This window comes from Streptomyces sp. NPDC004111 (assembly GCF_042874215.1).
Classification (GTDB): domain Bacteria; phylum Actinomycetota; class Actinomycetes; order Streptomycetales; family Streptomycetaceae; genus Streptomyces.
In genome coordinates this window covers 166956-184417 of sequence record NZ_JBIAMU010000006.1, presented here as the reverse complement: position 1 = coordinate 184417, position 17462 = coordinate 166956, and the positions used below count along the sequence as shown (strand labels likewise).

The following is a 17462-nucleotide window of genomic DNA, read 5'->3' as shown; positions in this document are numbered from 1 at the left end:
CATTGGTTCGACATAGCGGGGCGGCCCCATGATGCAGGGGTGCGGAACAAGACACCAGGGTCCGGACCGGACCGGGTGCTTCTGCCGTGAAATGGGAGGTCTACGAGGTGAGTTCGCCGGTACGGCATTACACGGGTGGCCGATTCCACACCACGGGCGAGCCGTTCCCGCTGATCGATCCGGTCGACGGCCGGACCGTCGGCACGGTCCCGGAGGCGGACCGGGCGACGGTGGACGCGGCGGTACGGGCGGCCCGCGAGGCACTGTCCGGGCCGTGGGCGTCGTACACGGCCGCCGACCGCGCCCGGATGCTGCACCGGATCGCCGACGGCATCGAGGCCCGTTTCGAGGAGTTCGTCGCGGCGGAGTGCGCCGACACCGGCAAGCCGCGCGAGCTGGCCGCCGCCGTGGACGTGCCGCGCGGTGTCGCGAACTTCCGCGCGTACGCCGATCTCTCGGTCTCGCGGGGTGAGCAGGCGTGGCACACCGAGGCCCCGGAGGGCCGGGGCGCGCTGAACTACACGGTGCGCAAGCCGCTGGGGGTCGTCGCGGTGGTGGCGCCCTGGAACCTGCCGCTGCTCCTGCTGACCTGGAAGGTCGCCCCGGCCCTCGCCATGGGCAACACGGTCGTTGCCAAGCCCTCCGAACTCACGCCGTCCACCGCCCATTTGCTCGCCGAGGTGATCGACGCGGCGCAACTTCCCGCCGGGGTCTTCAACCTGGTGCACGGGCACGGTGCCGACGCCGCGGGTGCCTGGCTGACCGGGCACCCGGGGGTGGACGCCGTCGCGTTCACCGGGGAGTCGGCCACCGGCAGCGCGATCATGCGGGCCGCGGCGGACCACCTCACCCCGGTCTCCTTCGAGCTGGGCGGCAAGAACGCGGGGCTGGTGTTCGCGGACGCCGATCTGGAGGCGGCGGTGGCGGGGACGCTGCGGTCGTCGTTCACCAACAGCGGCCAGGTGTGCCTGTGCACCGAGCGGGTGTACGTGGAGCGGCCGGTGTTCGAGGAGTTCGCCGAGGCGCTGGCGCGAGGTGCGCGGGAGGTGGCGTACGGCCCGATGGTGTCGGCCGAGCACCGCGACAAGGTGCTGGGCCATCTGCGCAGGGCGGCCGGTGACGGCAGGGTGCTCGCGGGCGGCGGCGCACCGGAGTTCGGGGACGCCAGGGACGGCGGCTTCTGGGTGCGCCCGACCGTGCTGGCCGGGCTGCCGGAGGACCATCCGGCCGTGCGGGAGGAGATCTTCGGACCCGTGGTGCATCTCGCCCCGTTCGACACCGAGGAGGAAGCGGTCGCCCTGGCGAACGCGGGCCCCTACGGTCTGGCCGCCACCGTGTGGACCGGTGATCTGGCCCGCGCCCACCGCGTCGCGCCGCGCCTGGACGTCGGGATCGCCTGGGTCAACACCTGGAACCTGCGGGACCTGCGGACCCCGTTCGGCGGGGTGAAGGCCTCCGGGATCGGCCGTGAGGGCGGCCACCACTCCCTCGACTTCTTCTCCGAGCCGATGAATGTGTGCGTGCGGATATGAGTGCTGTCGAACCGAACACGAAGGCGGTCGCCGAGGCCGCCGACCGGCTGGAGGAGGCCCACCGTACGGGTGTGCCGGTCGCCCCTGTACGGGACCTGCTGCCCGCCGGTGACGTGCGCGCCGCCTACGCCGTGCAGGAGCTGCGGACCGCGCGCCGGCTCGCCCGGGGCCGCCGGATCACCGGCTGGAAGGTCGGTCTGACCTCCCGGGCCGTGCAGCGTCAACTAGGCGTGGATTCACCGGACTTCGGGGCGCTCTTCGACGACACCGCGTTCTGCGACGGCGCGGAGATCCCGGTGGGCGCGGTGCTTCAGCCGCGCGCCGAGGCGGAGATCGCGCTCGTCCTGGGCGAGGACCTGCCGCACGCGCACAGCACCGTCGCGGACCTGCTGCGGGCGACCGCGTTCGCGCTGCCCGCGATCGAGGTCGTGGGCAGCCGCATTCGGGACTGGGACATCACGCTCGTCGACACCGTCGCCGACAACGCGTCCAGCGGGGCGTACGTGCTCGGGACGCGTCCGGTGCGGCTGGACGCCCTGGACCTGCGGACCGCCGGTGCGGTTCTGGAGCGGCGCGGCGAGGTCGTGTCCGTGGGGGCGGGGGCCGCCTGCCTGGGCAGTCCGCTGAACGCGGCGCTGTGGCTGGCCGACACCCTGGCCGGTCTCGGGCGTCCGCTGCGGGCCGGGGACACCGTGCTGACGGGGGCGTTGGGGCCGGTGGTGGACGTGGCGCCGGGCGATGTGGTGGAGGCGCGGATCGAGGGTCTGGGTACGGTGCGGGCCGCGTTCGCGGCGGCCCGGGAAGGAGCGGGCGCGTGAGTGACGTACGGCTGAAGGAGTTCGCCGCCGCGCTGGACGAGGCGGCGCTGACCCGGCGCGCGCTGGTGAGCGGCAGCAGCGGCCTCACCGGCATCGACGACGCGTACGCGGTGCAAGAGGCCCTGGTGGCACGGAGGTTGGAGCGCGGTGAGCGGATCACCGGGTTCAAGCTGGGGTTCACGAGTGTCGCGAAGATGCGGCAGATGGGCGTGCACGACCTCATCCACGGCCGGATCACGGACCGGATGCGGATCGCCGACGGCGGGACGTTCGACGCGGGGACGCTGATCCACCCCCGGGTGGAGCCCGAGGTGGCGTTCCTGCTGGGCGGCCCGCTGGGGCCCGGCACCGTGGACCCGCTGGACGCGGTCGCGGCGGTCGCCCCGGCGCTGGAAATCATCGACTCCCGGTACGACGGGTTCACGTTCTCGCTGCCGGAGGTGATCGCGGACAACACGTCGGCCGCCGGGTACGCCCTCGGGGCGTGGCGCTCCCCGCTCGAACTCGGCAACCTGGGCGTCCTGCTGGAGCTCGACGGGCGGCTCGCCGAGGCGGGTTCGACGGCGGCGGTCCTCGGGCACCCGCTGCGCGCCCTGGCCGCCGCCGCCCGGCTGGCGCCGCCCGGTGCGCTGGTGGCGGGAACGGTGGTCCTCGCGGGCGCCGCGACCGCCGCCGTACCGCTCGCGGCCGGCGTGCACGTCCGGGCGACGGTCTCCGGTCTCGGCACGGTGGGCTTCGCCACCGTGCCCGAGGCGTCCGGCGGGCGGGCGACCGTACCGGACGAGGACACCCGGCGGTCCGGCGCGACCGGGGACCGGCGGCCCGGCACGACCGGGGAGCCGCTGTCGTGATCGTCGAAGGCGCACCCGCGCCCCGGGGCCGCTTCCCGCACCTGCGCCGCGCCGGTGACCTGGTGTTCGTGTCCGGTACGAGTTCCCGGCGGCCGGACGGCACCTTCGCCGGGGCCCGGGTGGACCCGATGGGCGTCACCGACCTGGACGTCCGTGAGCAGACCCGCGCGGTGCTCGACAACATCGGGCGGCTGCTCGCCGCCGCGGGCGGCACCCTCGGCGACCTCGTCTCGGTGACGACGTACCTCGTGAACATGAACGACTTCGGCGGCTACAACGAGGTCTACGCCGAGTACTTCGACGAGTCCGGTCCGGCCCGCACCACCGTCGCCGTCCACCAGCTCCCGCACCCGCACCTGCTGATCGAGATCAGCGCCGTGGCCCACCTGCCCCGCTCCGCCCCGCACGAGCCCGAGCGCGGGCCGGGGCCCGAGCCCCAGCACGAGGAGACCCCCGCATGAGCAGCACCAGCCCGATGAGGAAGGCCCCGTCCGCGCCCTTCAACTTCCAGGCGTGGATCGACGAGCACCAGCACCTGCTGAAGCCCCCGGTGGGCAACGTCCAGGTCTGGCAGGACGCCGACCTCATGGTGACCGTCGTCGGCGGCCCCAACCGCCGCACCGACTTCCACGACGACCCGATCGAGGAGTTCTTCTACCAGCTCAGGGGCAACATGGTGCTGCGCGTGATGGAGGAGGAGGGCGCGCCGCCGCGCGACATCCACATCCGCGAGGGCGACGTGTTCCTGGCGCCCGCGCACCTGCGGCACTCGCCGCAGCGGCCCGAGGAGGGGTCGATCGGCCTGGTCGTCGAGTTCGCGCGCCCCGAGGGGCAGTTGGACGCCTTCGAGTGGTACTGCGTGAACTGCCACCACCTGGTGCACCGCAGCGAGGTCCAGCTGAAGTCGATCGTGGACGACCTGCCGCCGGTCTTCCGGCGCTTCTACGGCGACGACGCGGCCCGCACCTGCCCGCGCTGCGCGGCCGTGCACCCCGGCAAGGACTGGCCGGACGCGCTGCGTCCGACGACCGTCCTGCCCGGCTCGCGGGAGGGCGCGTGACGTCCGCCGACGGGCCCGTCGTCGACGTGCACGCGCACGTCTTCCCGCGGATCTCCCGTGCCGAGTCGCGTCTCCTCCAGGACGTGGAGGCGCCGTGGCTGCGTGCCGACGGCTCCGACGGCGAGGGCCGGGGCATGATGATGCGCGGCTCGGCCGAGTACCGTCCGGTGCGGCGCACCCTGTGGGACCCGGCGACCCGGGTCGCCGACCTCGACCGGCTCGGCGTCGACGTCCAGGTGCTCTCCAGCACACCGCTGCTCTTCGGCTACGACGCGGACGCGAGCCGTGCCGCCGACTGGTGCCGCATGGTCAACTCCCGGCTGCTGGAGTTCGGTTCGTACGCACCGGACCGGCTCGCCACGCTCTGCCAGGTGCCCCTGCAGGACACCGAGGCGGCCTGCGCGCTCGTCACCGAGGCGATGGCGCAGGGCTTCCACGGGGTGCACATCGGCAACCACATCGGCGAGCGGGACCTGGACGACGGTGCGGTCGTCGAGTTCCTCACCCACTGCGCGCACGAGAACGCCGCCGTCCTCGTCCACCCCTGGGACATGCCGGGCGGCCCGCGGGTCGAGCGGTACATGCTCCAGTGGCTGGTCGGGATGGCCGCCGAGACCCATCTGACGATCCTGTCGATGATGCTGGCGGGCACCTTCGAGCAGCTGCCGCTGTCCCTGCGGCTGATGTTCGCGCACGGCGGCGGCAGCTTCCCCTACCTGCTGGGCCGGGCGGACAACGCCTGGCAGCGTCGGGACCTGGTGCGCGAGGACAGCCCGCGCCCGCCGTCCGCGTACACCGGCCGGTTCAGCGTCGATTCGGCGGTGTTCGACCAGCGGGCGCTGGAGCACCTGGTGCGGGTGATGGGCGCCGGGCAGGTGCTGCTGGGCTCCGACCATCCGTTCCCGCTGGGCGAGGCGGAGATCGGCCGGCTGGTGCGGGAGAGCGTGCTGACGGACGCGGAGAAGGCGGCGGTGCTCGGCGGGAACGCGGTGCGCTTCTTCGGCCTGTCGGGCGTCCGGGCGGGGCGGGAGGCGGTCCGGTGAAGCAGCTGAGGGCAGCCGTGATCGGCTCCGGCAACATCGGCACCGACCTCATGATCAAGATGATCCGGGGGTCCGGCACCGTCACCGCCGCCGCCATGATCGGCATCGACCCGGCGTCGGACGGGCTGGCGCGCGCCTCCCGGCTCGGCGTCGCGACCAGCGCGGACGGTGTCGTGGGCCTCGTCGCCCTGGACGGCTTCGCGGACATCGACGTCGTCTTCGACGCGACCTCCGCCGCCGCGCACCACCGCAACGCCGCCGCCCTCGCCCCGTACGGGAAGCGGCTGATCGACCTCACACCGGCCGCGATCGGCCCGTACGTGGTGCCGTCGGTGAACCTCGACGCCCACCTGGGCGCGCCGAACCTCAACATGGTGACGTGCGGCGGGCAGGCCACCGTGCCCGTCGTCGCGGCGGTCTCGGCGGTGACTCCGGTGGCGTACGCGGAGATCGTCGCCTCGATCGCCTCGCGCTCGGCCGGGCCGGGTACGCGGGCGAACATCGACGAGTTCACGGAGACGACCGCGCGCGCCCTGGAGCAGGTCGGCGGGGCGGCGCGCGGCAAGGCGATCATCGTGCTCAATCCGGCGGAGCCGCCGCTGCTGATGCGCGACACCGTGCACTGCGTGGTCGGCGACTGCGACACGGACGCGGTGGCGGACTCGGTGCGGGCGAAGGCGGCGGAGGTCGCCGCGTACGTGCCCGGGTACCGGCTGAAGCAGGAGCCGCAGTTCCGGAAGCTGGCGGCGGGCGACCCCCTCGCCGGGCTGGCGGGACTGGCCGGGGGCGGGGTGCTGGTCTCCGTGTTCCTGGAGGTGGAGGGCGCCGCCCACTACCTGCCCGCGTACGCGGGGAACCTCGACATCATGACGTCGGCCGCGCTGCGCACCGCCGAGCGCCTCGCCGTCACCGGGAGCGGATCATGACGCGCGTGTACGTGCAGGACGTCACCCTGCGGGACGGGATGCACGCCGTGTCGCACCGGTACACCGTGGACCAGGTGCGGGCCGTCGCCGCCGCGCTGGACGCGGCGGGCGTGGACGCAGTGGAGGTCGCGCACGGCGACGGGCTCGCCGGGGCGTCAGTGACGTACGGGCCCGGCGCGCACACCGACTGGGAGTGGCTGGAGGCCGCCGCGTCCGTGCTGACCCGGGCGAGGCTGACGACGCTGCTGCTGCCGGGCATCGGCACCGCCGACGACCTGCGCCGCGCGCACGGGCTCGGCGTCACCTCGATCCGGATCGCCACGCACTGCACCGAGGCCGATGTCGCGGCCCAGCACATCGCGCTGGCACGGGAGCTGGGGATGGACGTCGCCGGGTTCCTGATGATGTCCCACATGGCGGAGCCCGCCGCACTGGCGGCGCAGGCGAAGCTGATGGAGTCGTACGGCGCGCACTGCGTGTACGTCACCGACTCCGGCGGGCGCCTGACGATGGACGGTGTGCGGGAGCGGGTGCGCGCCTACCGGGACGTCCTCGACGAGGGCACTCAGATCGGCATCCACGCCCACCACAACCTCGCGCTCGGTGTCGCCAACAGCGTCGTCGCCGTCGAGGCGGGCGCGCACCGGGTCGACGCGTCGCTCGCCGGGCAGGGCGCGGGGGCCGGCAACGCCCCGCTGGAGCCGTTCGTGGCGGTCGCCGACCTGATGGGCTGGGAGCACGGCTGCGACCTGTTCCCGCTGATGGACGCGGCGGAGCAGCTGGTTCGGCCGACGCAGGACCGGCCCGTGCGGGTCGACCGGGAGACGCTGACGCTCGGCTACGCCGGGGTGTACTCCAGCTTCCTTCGGCACGCCGAGACGACCGCCGCCCGCCACGGGCTCGACACGCGCTCGCTGCTCGTGGAGGCCGGGGCGCGCCGGATGGTCGGCGGCCAGGAGGACCTGCTGACGGACATCGCGCTCGACCTCGTGGCCGCCCGGAAGGAGAGGGACTGATGGAATTGGCCAGGCAGTTGAAGGAGTTCGGGGCGCGCGCCGAGGCGCTGGACGCGGACGATCCGCTGGCCCACGTGCGGGAGCGGTTCCTGCTGCCCGCGGGCGTCGTCTACCTCGACGGGAACTCGCTCGGCGCGCTCCCGGCCGCCGTGCCGCGGGCCATGACGGACGCGGTGCACCGGCAGTGGGGCACCGACCTGATCCGGTCGTGGAACGACAACGACTGGTGGGGCGCCCCGCTGCGGGTCGGCGACGCGGTCGGCGCGCTGGTCGGCGCGGCCCCCGGGCAGGTCGTGGCGGGCGACTCGACGAGCGTGCAGCTGTACAACGCGCTGGTGGCGGCGGTGCGGCTGCGCCCGGGGCGGAGCCTGCTGCTCACCGACCCGGACCACTTCCCCACCGACCAGTACATCGCCGACTCCGTCGCCCGCCTGCTCGGTGTGGAGGTGCGCCGGGTGCCCGCCCGGGAGGCCGGCTCGGTGCTGGCGGCCGAGGGCTTCGACGTGGCGGTGTGCGCGTACGCGCCGGTGGACTACCGCACGGGCGAGGCGTACGACATGGCGGCGCTGACGAACGCCGCGCACGAGGCCGGTGCGCTGATGCTGTGGGACCTGTGCCACGCGGCGGGCGCGCTGCCCGTCGAACTGGACGCGGTCGAGGCGGACTTCGCGGTCGGCTGCGGCTACAAGTACCTGTCGGGAGGGCCGGGTGCGCCCGCCTTCCTGTACGTGGCCGAGCGCCACCAGGGCTCCTTCGACCAGCCCCTCACCGGCTGGCACGGGCACGCCGACCCGTTCGGCATGCAGGGTACGTACACGCCCGCGCCCGGCATCGCCCGTGCCCGGATCAGCACGCCCCCGCTGCTGTCGCTGCTCGCCCTGGAGGCGGCGCTGACCGCGTACGACGGGGTGGAGATGGCGGCGGTGCGGGCCAAGAGCCTCGCGCTGACCGGGTTCTTCCAGGAGTGCGCGGACGTCCTGCTCGACGGCTTCGGGTTCACGGCGGCGACCCCGCGCGAGCCCGAACGCCGGGGCAGCCAGGTCGCGCTGCGGCACCCGGAGGCGTACCCGCTGGTCGCGGCACTGGTGGCGCGCGGCGTCATCGGCGACATGCGGGCACCCGACCTGCTGCGGTTCGGGGTGAACGCGCTGTACGTGTCGTACGGCGACGTCCTGGACTGCGTACGGCACCTGCACGAGATCGTCAGTACCGGGGAACACCGGGAGCCGCGCTTCCAGCGGCGCTCGACCGTGACCTGATCCCACCTGACACACCCCGCCGGGTCCGGGGAGGCGGCCTCGCGTCCCTCCCCCGGTCCCGCGCACCCTCGCACCATCCCTTTCCTCCGCATATGCACCACCTTGGCCTTTCCGGAAGGACCGTCGGATGCGTCTCCCCACCACCCGCCCCACCGCTGTCAGGGTCGCCCTCGCCGCGACCGCCGCCGCTGCCGTCACCGCGACGCTGCTCGTCCCCGTTCCGGGGGACGCGGTCGCCGCCGCGCCGTCGGACCCGAACATCCCCACCGTCTGCGAGGACCGCCGGCCCGCGCCGGTCGATCCGAAGTCGTACGGGATGCAACTCGACACGAGCTTCCTGCACCCCTCGCTGACCCCGCTCGACGAGGAGAACCCGCACCCCTTCCCCGGCCGCAACGCCGAGTACGACACGAAGTCGTACATCAAGAACATGAAGGTCGAGGCGGCCTACGAGGGTGCGGACTTCACCCCGGACTACTTCCACACCTGGCAGAACATCGTGGACTTCCACGGGCGGCGCTACCTCTTCCAGTACGACCGCTCCGAGGCGCGGGTCTACGACGTCACGGACGTGAAGAAGGTGAAGGTCGTCGAGAAGCTGACCCGCGCGGACGTCGGCGGCGACGAGTCGAGGGCGAGCCGGGACTGGGCCGCCGGGGACTACTGGGGCGGCTCGACGATCCAGTGGAACGAGAAGCTGAACGCCTACGTGATGGTGGTGAGCTTCGAGGACAAGCGGCAGATCAGCGAGCTGACGGACGAGCCGGGCCACGACAAGTACGGCAACCCCGAGGGCGTCGCGAAGCTGCGCGCCAAGAAGGGCCTGAAGGGCTTCAAGGTCTACCGGCTGGACGGTCCGCGCAAGAAGGACTGGAAGCTGCTGGCCACCGTCTCGACGGACTCCACCCAGCGCGACCCGCTGCACAGCGACCTCACCGAGCCGCAGCAGGGCTCCGGGTCGCTGGACGTGCCGTACTGGACGGGCGGGAGGTACATGTTCCTGGCGGTCGCGCCCAACGACCGCTACGCGGGCAACGAGTACCCGACCAACCTCCACTCGGCGGGCTACCAGTCCTGGGACATGTCCGACCCGGCGCACCCGAAGCTGCTGGACACCTGGCACCTGCCGGGACAGGTCACCGGCGAGAGCGCCGCGTACCGGAAGAACCCGAGGTGCGGGAACCGGACCAGCTGGCTGGGTGCGCGGATGCCGCTGTTCGTGCCCAGGCCGCCGGAGCAGGGCGGGCGTTACGCGTTCGCCGTGCAGGGCGGCCTCGGGCTCACCGTGATCGACATCTCGAACCCGGCGAAGATGCGGACGGTCGGACACCTGGACCTGCCGTCGTCGGTGGCGGGCACCGAGGGCGACAACGTGGACGTGTCGCAGTACGAGCGCACCGGCATGGTGTACGTCTCCGGCTACCCCCTCACCGAGGACTGCTACGAGCCGTACAAGGAGATCTTCCAGGTCGACGCGAAGGACCCGGCGAATCCGCGCATCGTGGGCCGGCTGCCCCGGCCGACCCCGCCGAAGGCGTCCGGGATGAGCGACTACTGCCAGCGGCGCGGCAGCTTCGGTCCCAAGCGGACCGGCTACTACACCAACCCGGGCAGCCACGACGCGGGTGTCCTGGGCTACGGGTTCTACAACGCGGGCGTGCAGTTCTTCGATGTGACGAAGCCTCAGAAGCCGGAGATCGAGGCGTACTTCGTGCCGAAGGCGTACGGGAAGGACACCCCGGAGTACGCGTACGGCAACCAGACGCACGGCGTGTACGTCGAGTGGGACCGCAACATCGCGTGGGCGCTCACCAACCACGGCATCTACGCCCTGTCCGCCCCGAAGGTGCTGGGCAGGCCGAACCTCGGGCGGCCGGACGAACCGTTCCGCAACAGCAAGCCGTAGCCCGCCCGCCCCTTTTCGCAGAATCGAGAACTCCCATGCGCAGAACCACCGTTGCCCTGCCCGCGCTCGCCGTCTGTACGGGCCTGCTGCTGACCGCCTGCGGCACCCGCTCCAGCGGCGGGGCCGCCGCCGGGGGCGCCTCCGGCGGCGGGACGACCGTCGTCCTCGGCTTCGACGGCCCGCTGACCGGCGACCTGTCCGCGCTCGCCATCGGCGCGAAGAACGCGGCCCAGCTCGCCGTCGACACCGCCAACAGGAACAAGACCGTGCCCGGGGTGAAGTTCGTCCTGAAGTCCCTGGACGACCAGGGCCAGCCCGGCACCGGCCAGCAGAACGCGACCGTGCTGACCGGCGACAAGCAGGTGCTCGGCGTGGTCGGCCCGCTGAACTCGGGCGTCGCCAAGTCCATGCAGATGATCTTCGAGCAGGCGAAGCTGGCCGTGGTCTCCCCCGCGACCACCAGCCCCGCCCTCACCCAGGGCGACAACTGGGCGAAGGGCACCAAGGAGCGCCGCTTCACGACGTACTTCCGCACCGCCACCACCGACGCGGTGCAGGGCCCGTTCGCCGCCCAGCACCTGCACGACACCCTGAAGCTGACGAAGGTCTTCGTCGTCGACGACAAGAAGGCGTACGGGGCGGGCCTGGCGGCCACCTTCACCGACGAGTTCAAGAAGCGCGGCGGCACGGTCGTCGGCAGCGACCAGATCAACTCCGGCGAGAAGGACTTCTCCTCGGTGGTCAACAAGGTGCGCTCCTCGGGCGCGCAGTTCGTCTACTACGGCGGCGAGTACCCCGACGCCGGCCCGCTGACCGGGCAGCTCAAGAAGGCCGGGGTGAAGATCCCGCTGGTCGGCGGCGACGGCATCTCGGACGCCAACTTCGTCAAGCTCGCGGGCGGCGGCGCGGCCGGCGACTACGCCACGACGGTCGGCGCGCCCCTGGAGTCGGGGGCGGCGGGCAGGACGTTCGCCGCCGCCTACAAGGCGGCGAAGTTCACCGAGCCCTACGGGGCCTACGGCGGCTACGCGCACGACTCGGCGACCACGCTGATCGAGGCCGTGAAGGCGGTCGTCGCGGCGAACGGCGGCAAGCTCCCCGCCGACGCCCGCGCGAAGGTCACCGGGGCGGTGCAGAAGGTCGCCTTCGACGGGGTGACCGGCAAGGTCTCCTTCGACGAGTTCGGCGACACCACCAACAAGCAGTTGACGGTCAATCAGGTGAAGGACGGCGCGTGGGCGCCGGTCACCAGCGGCACCTTCACGGCCAAGTAGCCACCGCTCCCGGCCCGGTAGCGCCCACTTCCGCCCAGTCCACTTCTCCCACGGAGGCGTTGCAGTGCACGAACTGCCGCAAACGCTGGCCAACGGCCTTCTGCTCGGCTCGATGTACGGGCTGATCGCCATCGGCTACACGATGGTCTACGGCATCGTCCAGCTCATCAACTTCGCCCACGGCGAGGTCTTCATGACCGGGGGCTTCGGCGCCCTCACCGCGTTCCTGATGCTGCCGAGCGGTGTGTCGTTGTGGCTGGCGCTGCCGGTGATGCTGCTCGCCGCCGTCCTGGTGTCCACCTCGGTCGCGGTGCTCGCGGAGCGGCTCGCCTACCGGCCGCTGCGCGGGTCGTCCCGGCTGGCCCCGCTGATCACCGCGATCGGGCTCTCCATCGCCATCCAGCAGATGGTGTGGGCCTGGTACCCGGACGCCAAGCAGGCCCGCACCTTCCCCCATCTGCCGGGCGGGCCCTACGAGTTGGGACCGGTCACCGTCCAGACCGGGGACGTGTTCCTGGTGGTGGCCGCCGTCCTGTCGATGCTGGCGCTGATGTGGTTCGTCCGCTCGACACGCACCGGGCGCGCCATGCAGGCCACCGCGCAGGACCCGGACACCTCCCGGCTGATGGGCATCAACACCGACCGGATCATCGTCACCGCGTTCGCCATCGGGGCGGCGTTCGCCGCACTGGCGGCGGTGGCGCACGGGCTGCGGTACGGGCAGGTGGACTTCCGGATGGGGTTCATCACCGGACTGAAGGCGTTCACCGCCGCCGTGCTCGGCGGCATCGGCTCCATCCAGGGCGCCATGCTGGGCGGCCTGGCGCTGGGCCTGGCCGAGGCGCTGGCCTCCGGTTACGTGCAGCACCTGCCGGGTCTGGAGCTGTTCGGCGGCGGGGCGTGGGCGAACGTATGGGCGTTCGTGCTGCTGATCGTGGTGCTGCTGATCCGGCCGCAGGGCCTGTTCAGCAAGCTGACGGCGGACAGGGCGTGAGGGGGATGAACACGGTGACGAGACTGACGAAGGCGGCGCCCGCCGCTCCCGTGGTGCCGGAGGCCGCCCCCGCGCGGCCCGTCGCACCGGGCCGGGCCCTGAGCGTGCTCGGCGGGGCGCTCACCTTCGGTTCCGCTTTCGTGGCGTGGACGTGGACGCCGGAGTTCCCGGGCGACCTCACGGTCAACGGGTGGCCGGGCGGCCTCCAGGTGCTCACGCTGGTGTCCGGGCTGCTCACGGTGCTGGGCGCGCTCGGCGCGTACGGCGTCAGGGGCCTTGGGTGGACGGTGCCGGCCGGGGCGACGGCGGCACTGCGGCTGTTCGCGCTGGGCGGGCTCGCGGTCACGTGGTTCGCGGTCGGCGCGATCTCGTGGACGCTGGGCGGCGCGGTGAACGTGGAGCCGGGCGGCTGGTTCGCGGTGGTGGCGTCGGCGGTGCCGGTGGTGGGGGCCTTCCTGCTGCCGCCGGACGCGCGGCAACCGGACAAGGTCCGTCAACTCCCCTCCTGGGTGGAGCTGTTGCTGCTCACCGCGGCGGCGGGTGCCGGACTGCTGGTCTTCACGTACGGGATCGGGACGGAGGGCGAGCTGTTCGCCGGGTTCCTGATCACCGCCGGGTTCGCGGCGGCCGGTCTGGCCAGGGCGGGGCTGCTCGCGCGGCTGACGGGGCTGACGGCCCGGCACCGTACGGCGGCTGCGGGGGCGGCGTTCGCGGCGGCCGTCGCGTTCCCCTTCACCGGGTCCGACGAGACGTACATGTCGGTGGGCGTCAACATCCTGATCTTCGCGACGGTGGCGCTCGGCCTGAACGTCGTCGTCGGCCTCGCCGGGCTCCTCGACCTGGGCTACGTGGCGTTCCTCGGCGTCGGCGCGTACACGGCGGCGCTGGTGTCCGGGGCGTCCGCCTCCGCGCTCGGCATCCATCTCCCCTTCTGGGCGGCGGTGCTGGCGGGCGGGTTCGCCTCGATGGTCTTCGGCCTGGTCATCGGCGCGCCGACACTGCGGGTGCGGGGCGACTACCTGGCGATCGTGACGCTGGGCTTCGGCGAGATCTTCCGGATCGCCGTGAACAACCTCGACGGGGTGTCGGGGCCGAACATCACCGGCGGCCCCGGCGGCATCCCCAACATCCCCGACCTGTCCCTCTTCGGCTTCGACTTCGGCGCGAGCCACGTGGTGGCCGGCGTGGAACTGGGCCGCTTCGCCAACTACTTCCTCCTGATGCTGCTGGTCACCGCCCTGGTGGTGGTCGTCTTCAGGCGCGTCGGGGAGTCCCGCACCGGGCGGGCGTGGATCGCGATCCGTGAGGACGAGACGGCGGCGACCGCGATGGGCATCAACGGCTTCAAGCTCAAGCTGATCGCGTTCGCGCTGGGTGCCGCCCTGGCGGGCGTCGCGGGCACCGTGCAGGCGCACGTGTCGTACGCGGTGGTGCCCGACCCGTACCAGTTCGCCGGCGCGGTGCCGCCCAACTCGGCCTTCCTGCTGGCGGCGGTCGTCCTCGGCGGGACCGGCACGGTGGCGGGCCCGCTGATCGGGGCGGCGCTGCTGTACCTGATCCCGATGAAGCTCCAGTTCATGCAGGACTACCAGCTGATGGCGTTCGGCATCGCGCTGATCCTGCTGATGCGGTTCCGGCCGGACGGCCTGGTCGCGGACCGCAGGAAGCGCATGCACCACGACGCGGCAGGAGAAACGGCATGAGCAGCGAGTACGTCCTCGACGCGAGCGGCGTCACGATGCGCTTCGGCGGGCTGACCGCCGTGCGCGGGGTGGACCTGAGGGTCGGCGCGGGCGAGATCGTCGGCCTGATCGGCCCCAACGGCGCGGGCAAGACCACCTTCTTCAACTGCCTGACCGGGCTGTACGTCCCCACCGACGGCACCGTCCGCTACCGGGGCACCGTCCTGCCGCCCAAACCGCACCTGGTCACCCGGGCGGGCATCGCCCGCACCTTCCAGAACATCCGGCTCTTCGCCCACATGACGGTGCTGGAGAACGTCCTCGTGGGCCGCCACACCCGCACCAAGGAGGGCCTGCTGTCGGCCCTGGTACGGGGTCCCGGCTTCCGGCGCGCCGAGGCGGAGTCCCGGGAACGCTCCCTGGAACTCCTGGAGTTCACCGGTCTCGCCGCCAAGGCGGACCACCTCGCCCGCAACCTCCCCTACGGCGAGCAGCGCAAGCTGGAGATCGCCCGCGCCCTCGCGAGCGACCCCGGCCTGCTCCTGCTCGACGAGCCGACGGCGGGCATGAACCCGCAGGAGACCCGGGTGACCGAGGAGCTGGTGTTCGCGATCCGCGACCGTGGCACCGCGGTCCTGGTCATCGAGCACGACATGCGGTTCATCTTCAACCTCTGCGACCGGGTCGCCTGTCTCGTGCAGGGCGAGAAGCTGGTGGAGGGCACCGCCGACGTCGTACGGGGCGACGAACGCGTCGTCGCCGCCTACCTGGGCACCACGGAAGGGGCCGCCGCGTGAGCGCGCTGCTGGAGGTCGAGGACCTCCGTGTCTCGTACGGCAGGATCGAGGCCGTGAAGGGCATCTCGTTCCGCGTGGAGGAGGGCCAGGTCGTCACCCTGATCGGCACCAACGGGGCGGGCAAGACGACCACCCTGCGCACCCTGTCGGGGCTGCTGAGGCCGACCGGCGGGCGGATCGTCTTCGACGGGAAGCCGCTCACCGCGATCCCCGCCCACAAGATCGTCTCGCTCGGCCTGGCCCACTCCCCCGAGGGCCGGCACATCTTCCCGCGCCTGACCATCACGGAGAACCTCCAGCTCGGCGCGTTCCTCCGGTCCGACAAGGAGGGCATCGCCAAGGACGTCCGGCGGGCCTACGACCTCTTCCCCATCCTGGGCGAACGCCGCAAGCAGGCGGCCGGCACCCTCTCCGGCGGCGAACAGCAGATGCTCGCCATGGGGCGGGCACTGATGTCGCGCCCCAAACTGCTCATGCTCGACGAGCCCTCCATGGGCCTCTCCCCGATCATGATGCAGAAGATCATGGAGACGATCGCGGAACTGCGGGCGGCCGGCACCACGATCCTCCTCGTCGAACAGAACGCCCAGGCCGCTCTCTCCCTCGCCGACCACGGCCACGTCATGGAGACCGGGAAGGTCGTCCTGTCGGGCACGGGCGAGCGGCTGCTGCACGACGAGTCGGTCCGCAAGGCGTATCTGGGCGAGGACTGACCGGGACACGGCCGGGCCTGTGGCTCGCCCGGCGCACACCGAGCCGTCCGTCCGCCGCCGGCTCTGCCCGGCACCGCCCTGCCAGGCACCGCCCGGCTAGCCGACCGCCGCCGCCCGGCTCGGTGCGGCGGTGGTCAGGTGGCGGGTGGCGTACGAGCGCCACGGCCGCCACTGTTCGTCGTCGGGCCCGCCGGGCAGGGCCACGTCCGGGTCGCCCAGGGCACGCATCCGGATCAGTGCCACGGCCCGCGCGTCCACCCCCGGCACGGCGGCCAGTGCCCGCGCCGCCTCGGCCCGGTCGGCGCCCGCGTCGAGCCGGACCGTGCCGTCGGCGAGCGCGGCGGCCAGCGGCCCGGCGTCGGGTTCGGCGGTCAGCGCGTGCGGCAGCGGGAAGAGCAGGTCCAGGGTGCCGCACGGCTCGGGCAGCGGCTCTCCGTACGCCGCCACCAGCGCGGCGGAGCGCTCCCGGCCCGCCACCGCGCGCACCGCCACCTCGTCGGGGTCGGCCGCGCCCGGCGAGCGCAGCCCGGGACGGGCCTCGACCAGCGGGGCGAGCCGGGGGTCGGCGCCGAGCCGCTCGTCCACCGCGTACGGGTCGGCGTCGAGGTCGAGGAGACGGCGCAGCCGCTGGACGGCGGTGGTCAGGTCGCGCAGATCGGTGAGGCTGATCCGGGCCTCCAGCCAGCCGGGGTGCGGCGCCTCGTCGACGGAGACGACGCCGGAGCCGTACGGGAGGCGCAGGGTGCGCCGGTAGGTGCGGGTCCCCGGCTCGCCGAGGATCTCCTCGACGCGGGGCACGGCGTCGCGGGCGAGCAGGTCGAAGACCTGGCGTGCGGCGTAGGGGCCCCGGTAGGCCAGCCGGAGGGGGATGCCGGCGGCGGGACGGCCGGGGGTGCCGGGCGCGGGCCGGCTGGGGTCATCGGCGGCAGCCGTCTCGCCCTTCGCCTGCTTTCCCTGCTTCGCGTGCTTCGCGGGCTTCGCCTGCGCCCCGGTGACCTTCGTCGTGCCCCTGGCGAGGCCGGTCGCGTTCTCGGCGCGGAGTTCGCTGGGGGTTCGGGCGTAGATCTGCCGCACCGTGTCGTTGAACTGCCGGACGCTGGCGAAGCCCGAGGCGAAGGCGATCTCCGTGATGGGCAGCCGGGTCGTCTGGAGCAACACCCTTGCGGTGTGCGCGCGTTGGGCACGTGCGAGGGCGACGGGGCCCGCGCCCAGCTCGCCCGTCAGCTGGCGCTGCACCTGGCGTGCGCTGTAGCCGAGGCGGCCCGCGAGCCCGGGGACGCCCTCGCGGTCGACCACACCGTCCCCGATCAGCCGTACCGCCCGGCCGACGACGTCGGCGCGCACGTTCCACTCCGCCGAGCCGGGCACGGCGTCCGGGCGGCAGCGGCGGCAGGCCCGGAAGCCGTTGCCCTGGGCGGCGGCGGCCGTGGGGAAGAACCGTACGTTCGCGCGCTTGGGGGTGACCGCGGGGCAGCTCGGTCGGCAGTAGATGCCGGTGCTGGTCACCGCGAAGAAGAACACCCCGTCGAAGCGGGCGTCACGGCTGCTCACGGCCTGGTAGCGGGTGTCCTCGGGCGTGGTCATGCCTCCA

At 72.9% G+C, this 17462-nt stretch carries 16 protein-coding genes; 15 read left to right on the top strand and 1 reads right to left on the bottom strand.

What is annotated here, in order from left to right; genetic code table 11:
• The first annotated feature begins 86 nt into the window (after window positions 1–86).
• The 15 genes from ACFYVL_RS14855 to ACFYVL_RS14785 all read left to right on the top strand — a co-directional run bounded on the left by ACFYVL_RS14855 (window position 87) and on the right by ACFYVL_RS14785 (window position 15871).
• Entirely contained in the window at window positions 87–1532 is a 1446-nt protein-coding gene (locus ACFYVL_RS14855) for a 2-hydroxymuconic semialdehyde dehydrogenase (protein ID WP_389244558.1), read from the top strand.
• Complete coding sequence (locus tag ACFYVL_RS14850) at window positions 1529–2350, top strand: 2-keto-4-pentenoate hydratase (protein ID WP_389244556.1); 822 nt, start codon at window positions 1529–1531, stop codon at window positions 2348–2350. Before ACFYVL_RS14855 ends, ACFYVL_RS14850 begins: the two co-directional genes overlap by 4 nt.
• Window positions 2347–3201: a 2-keto-4-pentenoate hydratase gene (locus ACFYVL_RS14845; protein WP_389244554.1), complete on the top strand. Its 855-nt coding sequence runs from the start codon at window positions 2347–2349 to the stop codon at window positions 3199–3201. Before ACFYVL_RS14850 ends, ACFYVL_RS14845 begins: the two co-directional genes overlap by 4 nt.
• Window positions 3198–3662 (top strand): RidA family protein, encoded by a 465-nt coding sequence (locus ACFYVL_RS14840; protein ID WP_389244552.1) that lies wholly within the window; start codon window positions 3198–3200, stop codon window positions 3660–3662. Before ACFYVL_RS14845 ends, ACFYVL_RS14840 begins: the two co-directional genes overlap by 4 nt.
• Window positions 3659–4261: a 3-hydroxyanthranilate 3,4-dioxygenase gene (locus tag ACFYVL_RS14835; RefSeq protein ID WP_389244550.1), complete on the top strand. Its 603-nt coding sequence runs from the start codon at window positions 3659–3661 to the stop codon at window positions 4259–4261. Before ACFYVL_RS14840 ends, ACFYVL_RS14835 begins: the two co-directional genes overlap by 4 nt.
• Entirely contained in the window at window positions 4258–5304 is a 1047-nt protein-coding gene (locus ACFYVL_RS14830) for an amidohydrolase family protein (RefSeq protein ID WP_389244548.1), read from the top strand. Before ACFYVL_RS14835 ends, ACFYVL_RS14830 begins: the two co-directional genes overlap by 4 nt.
• 50 nt (window positions 5305–5354) lie before the next feature.
• Window positions 5355–6230, top strand: coding sequence for an acetaldehyde dehydrogenase (acetylating) (locus tag ACFYVL_RS14825; RefSeq protein ID WP_389244829.1), 876 nt, complete (start codon window positions 5355–5357; stop codon window positions 6228–6230).
• Window positions 6227–7246, top strand: coding sequence for a 4-hydroxy-2-oxovalerate aldolase (gene dmpG, locus ACFYVL_RS14820; RefSeq protein ID WP_389244546.1), 1020 nt, complete (start codon window positions 6227–6229; stop codon window positions 7244–7246). Before ACFYVL_RS14825 ends, dmpG begins: the two co-directional genes overlap by 4 nt.
• Window positions 7246–8505, top strand: a complete 1260-nt coding sequence (gene kynU, locus ACFYVL_RS14815) for a kynureninase (RefSeq protein WP_389244545.1) — start codon at window positions 7246–7248, stop codon at window positions 8503–8505. Before dmpG ends, kynU begins: the two co-directional genes overlap by 1 nt.
• Window positions 8506–8632: 127 nt before the next feature.
• Window positions 8633–10411 carry a hypothetical protein gene (locus ACFYVL_RS14810; protein WP_389244543.1) on the top strand — a complete coding sequence of 593 codons (1779 nt, stop codon included), beginning with the start codon at window positions 8633–8635 and terminating at the stop codon, window positions 10409–10411.
• 35 nt (window positions 10412–10446) lie between these two features.
• The gene (locus ACFYVL_RS14805; protein ID WP_389244541.1) at window positions 10447–11685 is read left to right on the top strand and encodes a branched-chain amino acid ABC transporter substrate-binding protein; all 1239 of its coding nucleotides are present in this window, start codon (window positions 10447–10449) and stop codon (window positions 11683–11685) included.
• 64 nt (window positions 11686–11749) lie between these two features.
• A complete protein-coding gene (locus ACFYVL_RS14800; RefSeq protein ID WP_389244539.1) occupies window positions 11750–12679 on the top strand; it encodes a branched-chain amino acid ABC transporter permease in 930 nt (309 codons plus the stop codon).
• Between the two features lie 5 nt (window positions 12680–12684).
• The gene (locus ACFYVL_RS14795; RefSeq protein ID WP_389244536.1) at window positions 12685–14382 is read left to right on the top strand and encodes a branched-chain amino acid ABC transporter permease; all 1698 of its coding nucleotides are present in this window, start codon (window positions 12685–12687) and stop codon (window positions 14380–14382) included.
• The gene (locus tag ACFYVL_RS14790) at window positions 14379–15158 is read left to right on the top strand and encodes an ABC transporter ATP-binding protein (protein WP_389244534.1); all 780 of its coding nucleotides are present in this window, start codon (window positions 14379–14381) and stop codon (window positions 15156–15158) included. The genes ACFYVL_RS14795 and ACFYVL_RS14790 overlap by 4 nt, the downstream gene beginning before the upstream one ends.
• Window positions 15155–15871, top strand: a complete 717-nt coding sequence (locus ACFYVL_RS14785; RefSeq protein WP_389244532.1) for an ABC transporter ATP-binding protein — start codon at window positions 15155–15157, stop codon at window positions 15869–15871. The genes ACFYVL_RS14790 and ACFYVL_RS14785 overlap by 4 nt, the downstream gene beginning before the upstream one ends.
• A 96-nt stretch (window positions 15872–15967) precedes the next feature.
• Here ACFYVL_RS14785 and ACFYVL_RS14780 read toward each other — a convergent pair whose 3' ends face one another.
• Window positions 15968–17455, bottom strand: coding sequence for a DNA-3-methyladenine glycosylase 2 family protein (locus tag ACFYVL_RS14780; RefSeq protein ID WP_389244530.1), 1488 nt, complete (start codon window positions 17453–17455; stop codon window positions 15968–15970).
• Window positions 17456–17462: the final 7 nt, after the last annotated feature.

What these genes read in the sequence shown, in the direction of transcription:
- ACFYVL_RS14780 (WP_389244530.1), bottom strand. Translation starts at nt 17,455, where the DNA reads ATGACCACGCCCGAGGACACCCGCTACCAGGCCGTGAGCAGCCGTGAC.
- ACFYVL_RS14810 (WP_389244543.1), top strand. Translation starts at nt 8,633, where the DNA reads ATGCGTCTCCCCACCACCCGCCCCACCGCTGTCAGGGTCGCCCTCGCC.
- ACFYVL_RS14795 (WP_389244536.1), top strand. Translation starts at nt 12,685, where the DNA reads ATGAACACGGTGACGAGACTGACGAAGGCGGCGCCCGCCGCTCCCGTG.
- ACFYVL_RS14805 (WP_389244541.1), top strand. Translation starts at nt 10,447, where the DNA reads ATGCGCAGAACCACCGTTGCCCTGCCCGCGCTCGCCGTCTGTACGGGC.
- ACFYVL_RS14790 (WP_389244534.1), top strand. Translation starts at nt 14,379, where the DNA reads ATGAGCAGCGAGTACGTCCTCGACGCGAGCGGCGTCACGATGCGCTTC.
- ACFYVL_RS14850 (WP_389244556.1), top strand. Translation starts at nt 1,529, where the DNA reads ATGAGTGCTGTCGAACCGAACACGAAGGCGGTCGCCGAGGCCGCCGAC.
- dmpG (WP_389244546.1), top strand. Translation starts at nt 6,227, where the DNA reads ATGACGCGCGTGTACGTGCAGGACGTCACCCTGCGGGACGGGATGCAC.
- kynU (WP_389244545.1), top strand. Translation starts at nt 7,246, where the DNA reads ATGGAATTGGCCAGGCAGTTGAAGGAGTTCGGGGCGCGCGCCGAGGCG.
- ACFYVL_RS14835 (WP_389244550.1), top strand. Translation starts at nt 3,659, where the DNA reads ATGAGCAGCACCAGCCCGATGAGGAAGGCCCCGTCCGCGCCCTTCAAC.
- ACFYVL_RS14825 (WP_389244829.1), top strand. Translation starts at nt 5,355, where the DNA reads ATGATCAAGATGATCCGGGGGTCCGGCACCGTCACCGCCGCCGCCATG.